Raw genomic sequence first — 16,282 nt, 5'->3', positions numbered from 1 at the left:
GCCGGCCTCTACGCGCCGAAGGCGCGGTAGAGCAGCGCCCCCGACGTCTTGGCGTTGACCTTGCCGTACTGGTCGATCTCGCCGCCGACCGTGCGTGGTGCGGCGACCGAGGCCTCCTCGGTGGCGACCACGAGCGTGCTCTTGAACAGCTCGTTGTCCTCCAGCGGCGTGGGGTCGGGCTGCGCGTCGCGCAGGTCGCCCATCGCCCTGAGGATGGTGGCGTACGCGGTTTTCTTCCGTGCCCCCCAGATCAGGGTGTCCGAATCGGAGTAGGACTTCAGCGTCCCGACGGACTCGGCCACCGCGGCCCGCACGGCGTCGGGCACGGTCCCCGCCGCGGCGAACGTGTCGTTCACCTGGCGCTCGATCGCCAGCGTCTGCAGGGTCCGCTGGATCCGCGCGAGCTGGGCGCCGAACTGGTCGGTGAACCGCCGGACGTTGCCGTTGACCTCGTCGATCTTCTCTTCCAGCTCGTGGTGATCGTGCCCTTGCGGCGCCACCAGCCGGGTCAGCTCCGCGACCGCGCCGGCGAGGTCGCCAAGCGCGCCGACGACGGCGTTCCAGTCCTCGCTTCGGATCGGGTCGCCGGGTTTCTTCCCACCTGCCGGGCCGACGAGGTCGCGGGCCGAGACGGCGGCGTCGCGGACCGGGGTGAGATCTGTATCCGGCGTCCTACGCACCGGGGTGTCGCGGAACAGGTCCTCGGGCAGCGGCAGCGTGATGCGGGTCGGCAGCCCCTCGAACAACCGCACCCGGCGCATGTCGACGAGTTCGCCCACGACGTTCGGGTGCAGCACCCGGACCTGGTAGGCGCCAGTGGGCAGCCCACGCACCATCGCGGACCCGTCGAGGAACGGCGTCACCGTCCGCTTCTCGCCCGTGGTCTCGCTGATGATCTCCAGCGTGACGTCACGCCGGGCCGGCGCGTGTCCGCTGACCTGGATATTGAAGGCACCGGTCGCCATGGTGATCCTTCCGGGGTGGTCGAGGTCGGGGAGATGTCGGGGTGGTCGGGATCGGGGACAGTCAGTCGGGGTCGCCGAACGGGAAGGCAACCTCCCAGTACAGGGAAAGCTCCTGCTCGGGGCGCTTGACGACGGGCTCGAAGGCCACCCGGTTGTAGAGCCGGCGGGTGCCGTCCTCGGCATGGTGCAGCAGGGCCGCCTCCGCCACCGGGCCGCGCAGCGCGGTGCCCGGGTCGCCGGCCGGGAGCACGGCGCGGGCGGTGACGAGGATCCGCCTCCGCTCGGCGTCCAGGGCCACGGTGAACGCCTCGGGGGCCAGCTCGACGTCCCGCGGCCCGGTCAGCTCGCCGGTGTCCGGGGCGGACGGCGACAGCTCGGTGGTCGCGAAGGGCGGCACCTCGGGCGCCGGGTCGGCCCCGACGGTCATCCGGTTCACCGGACCGGCGCCGACGGTGCCGCGAAACAGGTCGGCGACGAGCTGGGCGCCGCCGGCGAGCACCGCGTTGTGCGCCCGGCGCCGGGCGATCGCCGTCCCGGTGGGGTCGTGCAGCTCGACCACCAGCCAGGCGCCGGACCGGAAAACTCGGGGGTTCCCATCTGATCGCATCCCTCACTCCAGTCGCGAGTGATCCATCGGAGTGCCGTCCAGCAGCGCCCCGAACTCCGGAACCGGGCTGCCGGCCGCTGGCGCGCCGTCCACGAGGAGAAGGCCCTCGCCGACCGTCACCCGGTCCCGCAACGGCATGACCTCGCGCAGCGGGACCAGGTCCGTGCGCGCCCGCACGCCCGCCGCGCGCAGCTCCTCCACACCCTGCGCGGCCAGCAGGCCGAGCCGCTCCCGGGCCTGCTCGCGGTCGGGCCACAGCGGCCGGTCCGCGGCGAGCACACCCGCGGGGACGTGGACGTCGAAACTCGCCGGGGCAGGGGAGGTCCAGAAGAACTCGCCCCACAGCGGCGGCGGCTGGTACATCAGTGCGTCGTCCCACCCGTCCTGGTCGAACCGACCCTGGCGGAGCGCCTCGCGCGCCACCGCGAACATCACCGCGTCCAGCTCCGGCCGGTCGAACAGGCCGGCAGTCACGTACCACACCGTGGTCGTCCCGACCGGCAGCCTCAACGGTTCCGCCGGGCGTCGCAGCTGCGCCGCGGTCAGGCTCTTCCCCGGCTCGAAGTCCGCGACGCTGAACAGCATGGCGGTGCGGTCCGCGCCATCGAGGTCGGCGGTCAGCGCCTTCGCCTCGGCGTCCCAGCGCAGGTGCAGCCGCGACCCGGCCGGGATCACTCCCGCCCAGCCCAGCAGGTAGCCGGTGCCCGGGACGGCGAGCACGGGCGTAGCCGCGCGGGTTCCCGGCAGCGCCACCAGGTTGGCCTCCAGGACGGTGGGATCGAGGCCGTCGTTGGTGGCGGTGAAACGGTCGAGCGGGGTCATCGGACCGACGACGGTGCGCCCGGTGAGCGGCGGGTTCTCCACCAGGACGGCGCGCGCCCCACCCGCCGCCGCCGCAACGTCCAGGCCCAGGCTCAGGCGGCCGGCCCGCAGCAGGTCCTCGACGTAGCCGAGGATCGGCCCGGCGGTGACGGCCCCGGCCAACCGGGCGCGGGCGATCGCGACCAGCCGGACGCGGAACAGAGCGGTGTTTTCCCAGTCCTCCAGTCGCCGGTCGAGCAGCGCACCGAGCTTGCCGATGTCGGCGCGGTCGACGGCGGTCGGCAGCCAGTGCGCGCGTTGGACCGCGAGCCGCTCGTCGTCCACCTTCTCGAGCGGCAGGGCCATCTGGTCCAGCAGCCGGGTGAGCAGCGTGCCGGGGCGGGTGTCGTACATCGCAGGCAGCCGGGAGGCCATCGCGTCGGTGCGGGTCACGACCGCGCCCCCAGCTCGACGCCGGCCAGCTTCGGGCGTTCCCGGGCGTCCACCGGCCGGGACGGCGAGCCGAGCACGAGCTGCTCGAAGCGGCCGTCGCGCTCCAGCACGACGGCGACCTCCTCGAGCACCAGCGCGTAGGCGGTGTCGTCCCGGACCGCCGCGGCGAACGCGGTGAAGTCCAGCAGGGTCGCCGCCGCGAGCCAGGCCAGGGTCCGGGTCCGGATCGCGTCCGTCGCGGCGGCGAGCGTCGTGGTGCCGATCAGCTGCACCGGCCCGATCACCCGCACCTGCAGCCGGACCTGCGGACCGGGCGCCCCGACGTCGGTGTACCGCGGCGGCGGCAACGCGATCGGCGTGACCGGGTGCGCGGACTTCCCGGCCGGCAGCGCGACCTCGGCCCGGCCTGCCTCGCCGTCGAGGGTGAAGGTGAGGTCGAGGTCGGCGATACGGTCGTCGGCGAGCGCCAGGGCGGCGACGCGCGGCGCGGCCAGCCGGCCACCGGGCGGCAGTTCGGAGATCGCGGTCGTGAGCCGCCGGGTCAGCCCGGCGCGGACGTCCTCCAGCTCGGCCACCGGCCGATTGCCGCCGGTCAGGACGAGCCGGGTGACGTCGACGACGACCTCGACCTGGGCCGCGGACTGCCAGACTATCCGGATGCCGGCGGGGCGCAGCCGCTCGATCGTGGCCGCCACCGCCGCCACGGCGTCCGGGTCGTCCGGATCGGTGAGAGCGACGTCCACGGCGATGGTGCCGGGCTTGCCGTCGGGGAACTCCGTGACCTGGACGCCGGTCACGCCGTCCAGGCCGCCGAGGCCGTGCGTGAGCGCGTCCAGCGTGCCGAGGCCGACGCCGTGGAAGGCGCGCCGGGCGCGGGCACGCAGGGCGTCGTCCTCCTCCGGGCCGGTCGGCTGGAAGGTGGGCGCCTCGTTGGTGACGCGATCGACGCCGGCCAGCGACAGCGCCGGCCGCTCCAGCTCGCCCACCCCCACGAGCGGCGTCGTCCGGGCCTCGCCGGCGACGCCGACCTCCACGGACGACTCACCGGCCCGCAGCGTCGCCTCCCGAGTGGTGAGGTAGCGCGCCCCCTGCGCGGACATCACGACGGTGCCGACCGGGACCGTGACGAGCCCGGCCGTGCCGGGACGCCGCAGGAGGCGGACCTTGCCGACCGGGACGTCGGCCTGCCGGCGCTCGATGCCGAGCAGGGCCACGACCCGGTCCAGAGCCCGGCCCTCGGCGGTGTCCACGAACGCCGAGTCGTAGACGATCTGTAGCTGGGCCTCGGCGTCGGCGATCTCCCGGGCCAGCGTCTCCAGCAGCGTGCGGGTCACGGAGCCCACGCCGAGGTCGGTGAGCGGCACCGCCGGGACGTCGCGCGGCCAGTAACTCACCCGCAGCACCGACCCACCGGCCGGGCGCGGGCGGCGGGGGCGAAACCGCAGGGCGTCGAGCTCCTCGGGCCTCCCGGTGGAGCTGACCAGTTCCCAGTCGGCGTCGGTGAACCGCCACGGCGTCGTCGAGCCGTCCGGCGCCTCGACCACACCGGACACGAGCGAAAGCCGCCGCACCGGCCGGCGGGGCAGGAAGAACAGGTGCCCGTCCGGGACGACGCCGGGCACGGTGAGCACGTCGCCGACGACTCCCTGCGTCACCGCGACGAGGACCTCGGCGACGATGTCGGGGTAGGTGCGCGCGGTGAACACGTCACAGCTCCACGGCGACGGTCAGGCCGATCGGCTCGCCTACGGGTTCGCCGTCCAGCAGGGGTTGGACGATGGCGGTGAAGCCGAGCGTGCCCGGACCGGAGGTCGCCGGGTCGTCGAAGACCAGGTCGACGAGCTGGGCGCGGCTCTCCTGGGCCATCGCCGCCAGGACGTGACGCCGGGCGAGGAACCGGGCGACGGGGTCGTTGGCCCGGCCGACGAGCTCGCCGAGGCGGGAGCCGTAGCCGGGGTGTCCGAGCGGGGCGAGCGTGCCGAGCGGCGTGAGCAGCCGGAGGATCAGCGACTGCGCCAGGTTCTGGCGGCCGGTGAGCGTGGCGAGATCAGTCGGGTCGGGTGCGTGCGAACCGTCCGGCAGGACGGCGGCGACCACCCTGCTGCCGCGGCGCGACAGGACGGTCCCGAGATCGTGGGCGCCCCACTCGTCGGCCGCGAACAGGGCGGTCAGCGCGAGGTCGGTGCCGAGGCGCCGCTGCGCGCTCGTCCGCTCAGTCATCCGACCATCACCGTCCCGGCTGCGAGGACCGTACCGGCCGGCAGGTCGGCCGGGTCGTTGCACGTGATGGCTACGTCGCCGTTGCGGGCGGCGGCCTTCCCGCCGATCGTCACGGTCGCCGAGCCGACCTGCACCGTGGCCTTGTCCGACGGCGGCCGTTGGAACGACGCTCCGGGGGGCGTCGGGACGTGCGCCGGGGTGTTCGACGCGGTAGAGCCCACGACCGCGGCGGCCTGCCCGCCGATCGTCACGGTGCTGACCAGGCCACCGTCCAGCACGCCGCTGAAGCTGTGCGGCAGGGGCAGCGGGGTGACGCCGGACGGCGAGGGAACCATCACGATGTGCGTGTCGACGGCCACCACCCGGTTGTCCTTCGCGGCCGCGGGCTGCCCGGCCATCTCAGTTCAGCTCCACGGTCTGGCCCTTGACGGTCACCTGGGTGTCGCCGGCGATCTTCACCGTCCGGCCCTTGAGTGTCAGGGTCCCGCTCGCCTGGACGGTGACGTCGCCGTTGCCGTCGAGGTCGACCTGGCAGTCGGCGACCTTGAGCGTCGCGCGGCCGGGTCCGCCACCCGGCTGCCGCAACGACAGGCGGGCGTCGCCGACGGTGACGACCACCTCGGCGGGCGCGATCCGCACCTGGACCGGGACGTCGCCGTCCAGGCCGATCGTGAGGAGGCGACCGGACGCCGATGGCGCGGTTGCGACGACGTCCAGGCGCGCCGTCGAGTCACTCTCGCCCGCGGGCAGCCGGACGACGCTCTCCTGCGCGGCGTGCTCCGGCGGCTCGAGGCCGTCGTGGTAGAGCCGGCCGATGACGATCGGCGCGTGCAGGTCGCCGCCGGCGAAGATCACGGCCACCAGGTCGCCGACCCGCGGGAGGGACGCGGCGCCGGTGACCCCGACGGCGACCGGGACACGGGGCAGCACCAGACCGGTGTCGCGCAGCTCCACCCCGCAGGCGTGGTCGGCGCCGGGATCGCCGGTCGCCGCGGAGTAGACGGAGCGGACGATGCCGATCTCGCAGACCCGCAGCCGCGCCACCTCGTGCCGGGCCAGTGCCGTGACCGCCTCTGCCAGTCTGGTCACAACAGACCTCCAACAGCTCCCGCGGGGTTGCCGAGCAGGCTGCCGAGCTGGCCGAGCAGGTCGGAGCCAGCGCCGGCCCGAGCCACGATCCGAGTCCGGGCGCCCGCCGCGTCCACCCGATGCTCGACTCTCCTGACCTGCAGCAACGACAGCGGGACCGGTGCGTCCCGGACCTCCACGAGGTCGCCGGGGCCGAGGGCCGGCAGCAGGAACGTCAGGAGCTCGATCGGACGGCGGCGGGTCGCCTCGCGGGTCATCCAGCTCGTGGTGGCAACCCTGGTGACATCGGTGGCCCGCAGGCCGGGGCGGTACCGGACGGCGACGGGCGCGGCGGGCGGCGCGCCGGTGGCGGTGAACCGGAAGGCGCCGGGACGGTCGTCGGCCGGCCCGGGTCCCTCGCCCGCGTCGGCCACACCGGAGGCCGGCAGCGGAGCATCGGTCGAGCCGGCGGCGAGCACCTCGCGGCCCCAGCGCAGCGCGGCATCGACCGACGACGCGTCCCGGGCTCGGAGGGTGACGTCGCCGTCGGCGGTCACGTACGCGTCGGCGCCTGACCAGGCGGCGAGGCGGGCGATGTGCTCCCAGCCGGTGGTGGCGCCGTCGGCGACGTACGCCGGCAGGGTCGGCCCGTCGTCCAGCGTGGCGGTGCTCGCGCCGGCTTCCCCGGCGAGCGCGCCCACCACACCGCCCGCGGTCTGTCCCTCGTAGGTGATCGCGGGCCGGTAGTGCGCCAGCGCCCAGGACGCGTCACCGGCATGCACGTCCACCCCGGCCGGGCCGTGCCGAAGCGCCGTGATCGTCCCGGTGAACACGGTGGCCGAACCGGCCGCGACGTCGCCACTGTCGAGATCGAGGCGGACGTCGTCGCCGACGGCGGCAGGCAGGCCGCCGACGTAGGGCAACCGCACCCGCAGCCGCCCGACACCGGGTGCGACGGCCCGCTCGCAGCGCACGTGCACGGCGTGGGAGGTGAACTCCCGGCCCCCGAGGACGAGGGTGTGGCCCAGCGTCAACATCGTGCGCGCCCCCTAGCCCTCGAAGAACGCCGAGACGACGGCGGCGACGGCCCCGCTCGCGCGGTCCGCCAGCTGCCCGAGCTTGCCGATCTCATCCGCCAGCGGCTGCACCGGACTGCCGACCGCCAGGCCGCCGGCGGCTGCGGCCAGGCTCTGCAGGGTGTCGACCGCATCCATCGCGGCGTCGACGGCCCCGGCCACATCACCCGCGAGGTCGGCGATGTCGCCGAGCACCGACGGGTCGATGCCGAGATCGGGCAGGCCCAGGTCCGACCGGCCGAGGTCGCCGAAGCCCAGGTCACCGAAGCCCAGCCCGAGGCCGACGGTGGCGGGCTCGGGCAGCTCGGGGGACTCCACCAGGCGCAGGCGATAGGCGTAATGGTCGACGTGCCCGGCGATCTGGCCCGCCACGAACCGCTCGACCACGACGTGTCCCAGGTCCAGCGCCGTGACGATGTCCGCGGTGAACACCTGCTCGTCCCCACTCCTGGCCAGATCCTGCAGGGCGGCGAGGTCGTCCTTGGCGGTGTCGCCGTACAGGACGCCCTCCAGCTCGATCACGTGCGAGCCGCGGCCGTGCCGCTGCACCAGGCGGCCGGGCAGGTTCTCGACCGGCATCAGCGCGAACCCGCCGTCGACCTCATGCCGGATCCGCTGCACGGCCCGCAGGGCGACGTCGCCGATCATCGGGACGGCCCTCACGGTTCCAGCTCCAGCACGCCGAGCACGCGCGCCTCGTCCTCGAGCACGCCGGCGAGCAGGTCGGCGAGGTCACCGACGGCGATCGGATCCGGGCCGGCGGGAACAGAGAGACCCGGCGACGTGCGGAGGACGTCGGGCACACCGGTCGTGGTGCCCGTACCCGGTTCGGAGGTCGGTGGCAGCAGGGGCGCGAGGGCAGCCTCGACGTCGGTGACGGGAGCCAGTTCGTCCCGCCACGCGGTCGGGGCGATCATCGGAGCGCGACCGGGGGCCGCCGGGGTCGAGACCGCCGGTACCGAGACCGCCGGCGGAACCGTCACCGTGGTTCTCGTCGCCGTATCAAAGCGAAGCGATCGCCGTGGACCCCGGCCCGGCGCCGAGCCTTCGCCGCTGCCACCATCGAGCACGGCGGACGGCGTGAGCTCGGGGGCGCGCACGGGTGTCGTCGGCGCATGCCCAGCCCCCGCCGGTCCTTCCCGGCCGAATTCCTCCCGGCCGAACGCGCCGAGCGTCCACGGCTCGGGCTCGCCCGCCGAGACGACCGGGCCGGGCCGGGCAGTGGCTGCGACCTGGGCTCCCTTCGCCGCAGGTCGTTCCCATCCCGACATGGCGGCGACCGGTGCACCGGCCGGTTCGGCGACCGGGTCCGGGTGCTCGACCGAGGACGCCGGGGCTCGATCTTCGGGTACCGGCCCGCGATCGGCCGGTACCGGCGGGACCATCGGCGCGGCCAGGGCCCGCAGCCATGCCTCCACCTCGGCTCTGGCCACCCGGGCACTCATGTGCTCAGTCCTCCAACCGGAACGAGCGGAACGTCGGGTCGTCCGTCGCCCGCGGTGCCGCCGCGACAGGCCCGGCGCTGCTCGGGACGGCGGCGAACCAGTGGTCGACGTCGGCGGCCGGCGCACCGTCGATGTCCCCGGGCCGCCAGCCGGTCGCCGCGGCGAGCGTCACCGTCTGCGTCGCCGGGTCGACACCCGGAGTCGGCGCCGGCGTGCGCGCGCCTGCCGTGGCGCTCCAGGCCAACGCGGCCAGCCCGACGACCTCGCGGTCCTGCGTTTCGGTGGGCACGGGCCGGACGAGCACGGCCAGGGCCGCGGCGGCCAGGGCCGCGACGTCCAGCTCGCCATCCGCCGTGAGGTGGGCGACCAGCAGTCTGCGGCGCTCGCGGAACGTCCAGGCGCGCAGCCGGTATCCGACCCCCCGCCAGGTCACCTCGGCGGCCACGTCGGTCGTGGGATCGGCCGTGACGAGGCGCAGCGGCAACATCTCGTCGCCGAGCCGTAGCGCACCCGGCTCGACGCGGACGCTGTCGAACGTGACGGGAGTCGTCATACCTTCGAGTCCTCCTCGCGCACCCGGGTGGCGGAGAACTGGTAGACGGTTTCGCTGTGGCCGCCTTCGGCGAGCGCCACCTGCTTGGACTCCAGCCAGCACTCGTCGAAGGCGACCGTTCGCTGGGCGCCGCCGTGCCGCAGCGTGGCGACCACCTGGAATTCGGCCGGGGTGGTGAGCAGGCTGTCGAGGACGACGGCGGTCGAGGCGACACGCAGCCGGCCGGTGACCGAACGTGCACCGTAATAGACGGCGATGCGCTCGTCGCTGCCGATCGCGGTGACCTCGCGGCGGTCACGGGTCGAGCGGTACTCGATCCCCCGGACACCCTCGATCAGGTCGTTGCCGACCCGCACCTCGGAGTCTCGGGCGGAGAAGACCAGGGGCATGACGCTCCTTTCCCTCACATCGCCTTGACGCGGAGCCTGGCGTAGACGTAATCGACGGCCCGGACCGGCCTGACCGCGAGATCGATGCGCACGATGCCCTGGGCAAAGTCGAGCGGGGTCGCGTAGACCCGGCTTTCGAACGCCGGGTCCCTGCCGTCCGCGCTCGGCACGATCGCGCCGTCCCGCTCCAGTCGCAGTAGGAACGACGTCACCTGCTGCCCGAGCGCGGTCCGGTTCGCCTCGTCGTTCAGCTCGCCGATGAAGCCCTCGGCGATCCGCTTCACATCGCGGACGACCTGGTCGGCCGTGCGGGTGACGTTGATCTGCCACCCGTTCGTCGCGACGCCCTTGACCACGATCACGCCCCTGGTGGGGTGCTGCTGGACGACGAGCACGTTGCCGGCGACCGGGTCGACCAGGCGCCGCAGCTCGGACTCGCGGAAGTGCCCGGGCGAGGTCCGCAGCTGCGGCACGCCCTTGAACGTCGGTGAGCGGAACACGTCGAGGCGACCGACCAGCCCGGCCACGGCGGCATGAGTGCCGTATGGCGCGCAGAGGACGAACCGCGGCGACCGGACGGAGTTCGCGTGGTCGAGTATCTCGGCCACCTGATCCTCCGCGGGCCCCACGGAACCGAAGGCGATCGCCGGCACGCCGCGGTCGGCGGTGGCCTCGGCGAACGCCCGCAGCGCCCCGTCGACCTGCCGGACGTCGAGCGCATCGTTGTCGAAGACCTGGAGGGACGCGGCCAGCAGGTCGATGCGCTCGTCGGCGGCCAGCGCGTCGATGGCTGCCAGGTAGGCGGCGGTCGGCGGTGGCGCGCTGGCGCTGAGCGGCCTGCGGCCTGCGGTGGCGGCGGGCAGTTCCGTCACCCCGGCGCGGGTGTACAGGTCGAACGCGCGGATCCGCTCGGACTCGGCACCCAGGACGGCGACCAGGTACCGGTCGCTGTCCGGGTCGGTGGTGAGGTCCTCGTGCCGCTCCAGTGTGGTGCCGTCGGCGTTGTCCAGGGAGAGTCGGAAGCCGCTGGACGTCGTGGTCAGGCGGAGCACCCAGCCGGCCGGATCCACGTCCGGCGCGGCACCGATCTCGGCGACGTCGCGGTCGGCGGCGTCGGCCAGACGGACGACTGGTTCCCGGCCGCGGCCGCCGGTGAGGAAGCCGGAGTTCTCGGCGGCGGTGTCCAGCGCCGCCCCGGTCGAGGCGAGGATCGTCGCGTCGACGAACGCGTTGCCTGCTAGCCCGGCCACCACCTCGTCGACCGTCAGCCGGTCCTCGGACAGCACGTCGTCGGCACCGGCCACGCGGACCACCAACGTGCGGGTGGCCGCCAGCGGGGTGGTGGCCGCGGCCGGCAGCGCCCCGCCGTCGATCGCCTGGCCGCGGACGAACTCCGAGCCGCCCAGCGCCGCGACGACAGCTCCGACGGAGGCCAGATCGGCGTACACCTCATCCTGCGTCCCACGGATGACGGTCACCGTCACGGTGTTCGGCACCGAACCCGCCGCGACGGTCACCGTGGGCGTGATGAGGCTGACCTCGCGCGAAGTCACCCGGATCGTCGGAGCGGCGGCGGCGTCGGTGAGGACGGCGGCGGCACGCCCGGCCAGCACCTGGGCGGAGATCTGGTTGCCGCGCTCGCCCGCGTTCCTGGCCGTCAGGCGAAGGGTCGGCGCGTTGCCCGCGGTCAGCACGCGCTGGGCTCTGGCCGGCTGCCGGTTGGCGAAGGCACCGCCGTCCCGGACGACGGTGGGCTCGGCGTTCAGCAGCGCCGCGTCGAGCGCGACGAGCGTGGTGGAATCCAGGTTGATCACCTGAAAGAGATCCCGTTCGGGAATACGCGGGTCGAGGACCAGGTTGCGGTGCACCTCCGCGACGACGCCCGCCACGTAGACCGTGACGTCCACGGCCCTGACGCTGCGGCCGTCGGCGCTCAGCACCTCGTCGACGCGCACCTCGACCTGATCGGCCCAGGGGCCTGCCGAACGGGCCCGCAGTTCGACGACGTCGTCGCCGTCGCGGTCCTTGAGCCGCAGCTTCCCGGTTCCGGCCGCGGCATCGTCCACCGCCGAGACCACGACCTCGGACGCACCGTTGCGAAGGGCGTCGGCCAGCTCCGGCATCGACGAGAGGGTGCCCGGGCCGAGCAGCGTGGCGATCTCCGTCGTGGACGTCAGCCCGACGAGGCCGTTCGGCCGCCGGTCGACGACGCCGACCAGCCCGAGGATGCCGGCGGGCGACGGCGGCGGAGGGACCGGGTCGAACGTGGCCTCGACCCGGACACCGGGCACAACGAGCGCGGTCATTCGAACCTCCTTCGGGTCGTTCACGCGGTGTCAACGGTCGGCCGTGCCCTACGAGCCGCGGGCGGATCGGTCACGTGGCCTGCGCCCGCCAAGGCAGTCCTGCGCCCGCCAAGGCAGTACGGTGCGCGCACCGGCGTCTCCAGGACGTCACACGGCCATCAGCCTCGGTCCGGATTCGTTGACGTGTCGTTGACGGTGATCGATGCACAGTGCGCCAAGGGCCCCGATGCCGTGTCGCCGATCAGGACCCGGGTATCTCGCCGCCGGGCACGCGTGCGGCGCACGCCGAGAACCCGGGAGGATTCATGACTTTCGACACCGATCCTCACGGCGAACGCGGCGACTGGTACGGCATGGGGGACGAGGGGGATGTCGGCGTGCGCAGCGAGGTGCTGCTGATCCGGGTTTGGCGGGTCAGCGGCCAGGCCGGTCGGATGACCGCCCGTTTGCTCTGCGCGGGCGAGAGAAACGATTGGACCGCGACCTCAATGGGCGCCACGACCGATCCCACGGAGCTCAGCCACCTGGTCGACGTCTGGCTGCAGGACTTCTTGCGCGGATGATAGCGACAGTATTCAGGTCACGCTGCGCACAGCTATGGCATGGTCTTATACTCGATCACAGCGAGCTGCTCGATGGGGGTTTCCGTGGCCTCAACGACCTCGGGCTTGACCCCTGGCCCGACATCCACCCGCCGTTCGACGGGTACCGCACCCACCCGCCTGTTCCTGCTTGACGGCTTCCGATTGGTCCACGACGGGGAATCCGCGGGCGTTCCCCGAGGCCTGCAGCGCCTCATCGCCGTCATCGGTCTGCACCCCGGCTGTAGTCGCAGCTACCTGACCGGCCTCCTCTGGCCTGACATCCCGGAGGAACGCGCGCTCTCCCGGTTCCGCACCGGCCTGTGGCGACTACGGAAGTACCCCTGCCGCATAATGATCGCCGATGGCGACTCCGTCCGGCTCGATCCGGGCATCGTCGTCGACGTCGACGACCTGGTGCGGGTAGCGACCGACGTGCGCGCCGACGGCGATCTGCGCCTCGCCTTCAAGGTGTTGACCGCGGGCCGCGACGACCTGCTGCCCGGCTGGTACGACGACTGGGTGCTGCTGGATCGGGAGCGGCTGCGCCAGCTGCGACTACACGCCCTGGAACGCATCGCTCACGCGCATGTCCGCGCGGGCGAGTTCGGGGAGGCTCTGCAGGCGTCCATCGAGGCGCTGCGCACCGAGCCGCTCAGGGAGACCCCGCACCGGCTGCTGGTGCAGATCCACTTGGCGGAGGGAAACACGTTCGAGGCGCTGCAGGCATTCTACAGCTACCGGGAACTCATGCGCCGGGACCTGCACCTGGAACCCTCGACCGCGATGTACGACCTGGTCGAACCAATTCTGAAGCCGCTTAGGGACGGCGGGCGGTCACGCCGGACAGTCGGAACGTCGACCACAGTTCGCTCCGGGTCCGTGTGAAGTTGCCCCGATTCCGTTCACACCTAGAATCGTTGTGATAATTGTTTCTGGGAGGAACGCGGGCGTCACAATCGAAACCGCTGTCCACGGACGATCCCCGCCGGAAGACGGTGGACCTGCTCCGGACCGGCCGCTCACCCCAAGGCTCCGGCGTGTCGACGATGTGACCGGTCGATCCCTTGGCCGGTGGTGATCGCGACGCTCCTCGGGTCGGAGGGTCGGGACACGGTTGGGGCCACGTGTCGCCGACAGCGGAGCAGGCACGCCGCCCGTAGATCACGGAGGTGTCTGAGCTTGTCGTTCAACCTCTGGATGTTACTCTGCGTAGTAGCTGCTGGTGGTGTGGGGTGGACCGGCGTGTCGCCGTGACGTGAAGCGACCTTCTGTTGATCCTGGTTTCTCGCCCAAGACACCGTGATCAGACAGAAGGTCGTGGAGGACGGCTTGGCCCACGATGTCCCTGCCGTCGAGCACCTGGAGGTGCTGTGTCGGTTCCGGGAGGAGCTCTACGACTGTCTGACCCGGCGGGCGGATGCCCTGTTCGAGCTCGCCGACGCCGTGCTGTGCGCGGACGGCCCGGTCCGTGACCTGGTCGGCCTGTCGCTGGCACCGGAGCATCGCCGGGGGCACGGCGCGCTGTACGACGCGGTGAACCACGGCCGGGTGGAGGTGGACCGGCTGCGACGGTCGCTGGCCGGGCTGGGGCTCCCACGGGCCGCCGACGGTCGCATCGTCCTGGGCGTGGACGTCAGCCCCTGGCTGCGTCCGGACGCGGCCACCAGCCCGGGCCGGCTGTTCTGCCACACCTACGGCCGAGGAAGAGGCAACGCCCAGCTGATCCCGGGCTGGCCCTACTCGTTCGTCGCCGCCCTCGAACCGGGCCGCACCTCGTGGACGGCGCCGCTCGACGCGGTCCGCCTCGGCCCCGACGACGACCTCACCACAGTGACCACCACCCAGGTACGTGAGGTCGTCGACCGGCTCGCTGCCGCCGGCCACCACACCGCCGGCACCCCGAACATCCTCGTCGTGTTCGACGCCGGCTACGACGTCACCCGCCTGGCCTGGCTGCTGGCCGATCTGCCCGTCGACCTCGTCGGCCGGCTGCGTTCCGACCGCGTCTTCCACCTGCCCGTTCCGCCCCGCCCGCCACGCGCCTGCGGCCGGCCACCTCGCCATGGTCCCGAGCTGCGCCTGGCCTACCCGGCCAGCCTGCCCACCCCGGCCGTGACCACGACCACCGCCACCAGCCGGTACGGCACCGCGGCCGCCACCGCGTGGGACCGGGCCCACTCCCGGCTGACCCGCCGCGCCGCCTGGGAGCGCCACACCGTCCAGCTTCCGATCATCGAGGGCACCCTGATCCGTCTCGTCGTCGACCACCTCCCGGGCGAACGGAACCCGAAACCGGTCTGGCTGTGGTCCTCCACCGTCGACGCGAGCGCCACCGACGTCGACCGCGCCTGGCGGGCGTTCCTCCGAAGATTCGATCGTGAACACATCTTTCGGCTGTTCAAGCAGACCCTCGGCTGGACCGCCCCGAAGATCCGTGACCCTCACGCGGCGGACCGCTGGACCTGGCTCGTCCTCGCCGCCTACCCCAACTCCGGGTTGCCCGCACGCTCACCGCGGACCTGCGCCGCCCCTGGGAACGACCCGCCGAACCCACAAGGCTGACTCCAGCCCGTGCCCGCAGAGGATTCCGGAACCTCCGCCCGAAGACACCACTTCCGGCCCGCGCACCGAAACCCACCCGACCCGGCCCCGGCCGCCCACCCGGCCACGCCAACCGACGACAGGCAATCATCCAACCGGTCGGGAAGACCATGGACAGGCCAACAGTCACAGGATCCGAAGGGCAGGCAAGTTAAACGACAAGCTCAGGATGACACTCCGTAGCAGGTGGCGATCGCGACGGCGCGGTTGCGCAGGGAGGTGCGCAACCACTGCGGAGCCAGGGCTTCCGCGTTCGTGGCGAGCTGCCACAGCGCCCATTCGGCGTGTCTCGGATCTTGGAAGGTCACCTCCAGCCGCAGCCAGCCGTCTGCGTCGGCTTCTTCGGCGCAGACGGCCAGCACGGTGCCCACCAGGTCCTCCCGCCGCGCTGGGTTCACCCGTACCAGCACGGCGACTTGGTCGCCGCCGGTCCGAAACTGCGTGCTGCGTTCCTGCCAGGCCCGGTCCAGATCGACCAGGTCCGGTCGCTGTGCGGGTTCGGGGAGTTCCTCGGCGGCCAAGACCCGGGACAGCCGGTAGGTGCGGTCCGCGCCAGATCTCGTGGCCAGCAAGTAGCCCTGGTCGCGTACGGTGACCAGGCCGATCGGGTCCACCGTGCGCCACTTCGGGGTCTGGTCCGCAGCCGCGTAGTGGATGCGCAGCTTGTGTCCGGCGAACACCGCGCGCCGGACCTCGGCCACTATTGTGTCGGGCACCTCCTCAGCGACCAGCCGGCGCGAGAGGAGGTCGGTCTCCGGGTCGATGAGCAGTCGCTGGGCCGCGCCGGCCGCAATGTCCCGGTGGCTTTCGGGTAGCGCGTCAACCACCTTGAGCATGGCCGAAGCGAGCGCCGAGCCGAGACCGAATACCTGCGCGCCGCGCCGCGATCCGGCTACCAGCAGGGCGAGCGCTTCGTCGTGGTTCAGTCCGGTGAGCTCGGCCTGGAAACCGGGCAACAACGCGAAACCGCCGTGCCGGCCGCGTTCGGCGTAGACCGGGACGCCGGCCGCGGACAGCGCCTCGATGTCGCGCAGCACGGTGCGGGTGGACACCTCCAGCTCGCGGGCCAGCGTGACCGCGGACAGCCGACCGCGCTGGCGCAGCAGCAGCACCAGCGATACCAACCGGTCGGCGCGCATACGAGAACTTTACAGCAATACACGACACAAGATGTCGTGTATTGCTGGGAGGCTTGTCTCACGCACACGATTGGA

Annotated in this window: 16 protein-coding genes and 1 pseudogene; 3 read left to right on the top strand and 14 right to left on the bottom strand. The window is 72.8% G+C overall.

What is annotated here, in order from left to right; all coding sequences use genetic code 11:
• Positions 1-8: 8 nt before the first annotated feature.
• From FRAQA3DRAFT_RS10905 to FRAQA3DRAFT_RS31465, 13 genes are all read right to left on the bottom strand, one after another.
• Entirely contained in the window at positions 9-965 is a 957-nt protein-coding gene (locus FRAQA3DRAFT_RS10905; RefSeq protein ID WP_009739104.1) for a hypothetical protein, read from the bottom strand.
• A 61-nt stretch (positions 966-1,026) separates the two neighbouring features.
• The gene (locus FRAQA3DRAFT_RS10900; RefSeq protein WP_009739103.1) at positions 1,027-1,572 is read right to left on the bottom strand and encodes a hypothetical protein; all 546 of its coding nucleotides are present in this window, start codon (positions 1,570-1,572) and stop codon (positions 1,027-1,029) included.
• A 3-nt stretch (positions 1,573-1,575) separates the two neighbouring features.
• Entirely contained in the window at positions 1,576-2,826 is a 1,251-nt protein-coding gene (locus tag FRAQA3DRAFT_RS10895) for a hypothetical protein (protein ID WP_009739102.1), read from the bottom strand.
• A complete protein-coding gene (locus FRAQA3DRAFT_RS10890; protein ID WP_009739101.1) occupies positions 2,823-4,532 on the bottom strand; it encodes a baseplate J/gp47 family protein in 1,710 nt (569 codons plus the stop codon). Before FRAQA3DRAFT_RS10890 ends, FRAQA3DRAFT_RS10895 begins: the two co-directional genes overlap by 4 nt.
• 1 nt (position 4,533) lies before the next feature.
• Positions 4,534-5,046, bottom strand: coding sequence for a hypothetical protein (locus FRAQA3DRAFT_RS10885; protein ID WP_009739100.1), 513 nt, complete (start codon positions 5,044-5,046; stop codon positions 4,534-4,536).
• Positions 5,043-5,444 (bottom strand): PAAR domain-containing protein, encoded by a 402-nt coding sequence (locus FRAQA3DRAFT_RS10880; RefSeq protein WP_009739099.1) that lies wholly within the window; start codon positions 5,442-5,444, stop codon positions 5,043-5,045. The genes FRAQA3DRAFT_RS10885 and FRAQA3DRAFT_RS10880 overlap by 4 nt, the downstream gene beginning before the upstream one ends.
• Before the next feature lies 1 nt (position 5,445).
• Positions 5,446-6,135: a phage baseplate assembly protein V gene (locus tag FRAQA3DRAFT_RS31475; RefSeq protein WP_009739098.1), complete on the bottom strand. Its 690-nt coding sequence runs from the start codon at positions 6,133-6,135 to the stop codon at positions 5,446-5,448.
• Positions 6,132-7,151, bottom strand: coding sequence for a hypothetical protein (locus FRAQA3DRAFT_RS31470; protein WP_009739097.1), 1,020 nt, complete (start codon positions 7,149-7,151; stop codon positions 6,132-6,134). The genes FRAQA3DRAFT_RS31475 and FRAQA3DRAFT_RS31470 overlap by 4 nt, the downstream gene beginning before the upstream one ends.
• Before the next feature lie 12 nt (positions 7,152-7,163).
• Complete coding sequence (locus FRAQA3DRAFT_RS10865) at positions 7,164-7,853, bottom strand: hypothetical protein (RefSeq protein ID WP_035920856.1); 690 nt, start codon at positions 7,851-7,853, stop codon at positions 7,164-7,166.
• Positions 7,850-8,635 carry a hypothetical protein gene (locus FRAQA3DRAFT_RS10860; protein WP_009739095.1) on the bottom strand — a complete coding sequence of 262 codons (786 nt, stop codon included), beginning with the start codon at positions 8,633-8,635 and terminating at the stop codon, positions 7,850-7,852. Before FRAQA3DRAFT_RS10860 ends, FRAQA3DRAFT_RS10865 begins: the two co-directional genes overlap by 4 nt.
• 4 nt (positions 8,636-8,639) lie before the next feature.
• Positions 8,640-9,188, bottom strand: a complete 549-nt coding sequence (locus FRAQA3DRAFT_RS10855; protein ID WP_009739094.1) for a hypothetical protein — start codon at positions 9,186-9,188, stop codon at positions 8,640-8,642.
• Positions 9,185-9,577: a hypothetical protein gene (locus tag FRAQA3DRAFT_RS10850; protein WP_009739093.1), complete on the bottom strand. Its 393-nt coding sequence runs from the start codon at positions 9,575-9,577 to the stop codon at positions 9,185-9,187. The genes FRAQA3DRAFT_RS10855 and FRAQA3DRAFT_RS10850 overlap by 4 nt, the downstream gene beginning before the upstream one ends.
• Positions 9,578-9,591: 14 nt before the next feature.
• On the bottom strand, positions 9,592-11,883 hold the full coding sequence (locus FRAQA3DRAFT_RS31465) for a phage tail sheath C-terminal domain-containing protein (RefSeq protein WP_009739092.1): 2,292 nt from the start codon (positions 11,881-11,883) through the stop codon (positions 9,592-9,594).
• A gap of 305 nt (positions 11,884-12,188) precedes the next feature.
• Between FRAQA3DRAFT_RS31465 and FRAQA3DRAFT_RS10840 the strand changes: the two genes are divergently transcribed.
• The 3 genes and pseudogenes from FRAQA3DRAFT_RS10840 to FRAQA3DRAFT_RS10830 all read left to right on the top strand — a co-directional run bounded on the left by FRAQA3DRAFT_RS10840 (position 12,189) and on the right by FRAQA3DRAFT_RS10830 (position 15,223).
• Entirely contained in the window at positions 12,189-12,446 is a 258-nt protein-coding gene (locus FRAQA3DRAFT_RS10840; RefSeq protein WP_009739091.1) for a hypothetical protein, read from the top strand.
• Positions 12,447-12,551: 105 nt separating this feature from the next.
• Positions 12,552-13,352, top strand: coding sequence for a bacterial transcriptional activator domain-containing protein (locus tag FRAQA3DRAFT_RS10835; protein ID WP_198287068.1), 801 nt, complete (start codon positions 12,552-12,554; stop codon positions 13,350-13,352).
• A 474-nt stretch (positions 13,353-13,826) separates the two neighbouring features.
• Positions 13,827-15,223, top strand: a pseudogene (locus FRAQA3DRAFT_RS10830) (NF041680 family putative transposase).
• A gap of 9 nt (positions 15,224-15,232) precedes the next feature.
• Here FRAQA3DRAFT_RS10830 and FRAQA3DRAFT_RS10825 read toward each other — a convergent pair.
• Entirely contained in the window at positions 15,233-16,207 is a 975-nt protein-coding gene (locus tag FRAQA3DRAFT_RS10825; protein ID WP_009739088.1) for a YafY family protein, read from the bottom strand.
• Positions 16,208-16,282 lie beyond the last annotated feature (75 nt).

Source organism: Frankia sp. QA3, assembly GCF_000262465.1.
Lineage (GTDB): Bacteria > Actinomycetota > Actinomycetes > Frankiales > Frankiaceae > Frankia.
This window is presented reverse-complemented; position numbering and strand designations above follow the sequence as displayed.

Coding starts and splice junctions, on each gene's coding strand:
- FRAQA3DRAFT_RS10905 (WP_009739104.1), bottom strand. CDS start 965: ATGGCGACCGGTGCCTTCAATATCCAGGTCAGCGGACACGCGCCGGCC.
- FRAQA3DRAFT_RS10900 (WP_009739103.1), bottom strand. CDS start 1,572: ATGCGATCAGATGGGAACCCCCGAGTTTTCCGGTCCGGCGCCTGGCTG.
- FRAQA3DRAFT_RS10885 (WP_009739100.1), bottom strand. CDS start 5,046: ATGACTGAGCGGACGAGCGCGCAGCGGCGCCTCGGCACCGACCTCGCG.
- FRAQA3DRAFT_RS10880 (WP_009739099.1), bottom strand. CDS start 5,444: ATGGCCGGGCAGCCCGCGGCCGCGAAGGACAACCGGGTGGTGGCCGTC.
- FRAQA3DRAFT_RS31470 (WP_009739097.1), bottom strand. CDS start 7,151: ATGTTGACGCTGGGCCACACCCTCGTCCTCGGGGGCCGGGAGTTCACC.
- FRAQA3DRAFT_RS10860 (WP_009739095.1), bottom strand. CDS start 8,635: ATGAGTGCCCGGGTGGCCAGAGCCGAGGTGGAGGCATGGCTGCGGGCC.
- FRAQA3DRAFT_RS10855 (WP_009739094.1), bottom strand. CDS start 9,188: ATGACGACTCCCGTCACGTTCGACAGCGTCCGCGTCGAGCCGGGTGCG.
- FRAQA3DRAFT_RS10850 (WP_009739093.1), bottom strand. CDS start 9,577: ATGCCCCTGGTCTTCTCCGCCCGAGACTCCGAGGTGCGGGTCGGCAAC.
- FRAQA3DRAFT_RS31465 (WP_009739092.1), bottom strand. CDS start 11,883: ATGACCGCGCTCGTTGTGCCCGGTGTCCGGGTCGAGGCCACGTTCGAC.
- FRAQA3DRAFT_RS10840 (WP_009739091.1), top strand. CDS start 12,189: ATGACTTTCGACACCGATCCTCACGGCGAACGCGGCGACTGGTACGGC.
- FRAQA3DRAFT_RS10825 (WP_009739088.1), bottom strand. CDS start 16,207: ATGCGCGCCGACCGGTTGGTATCGCTGGTGCTGCTGCTGCGCCAGCGC.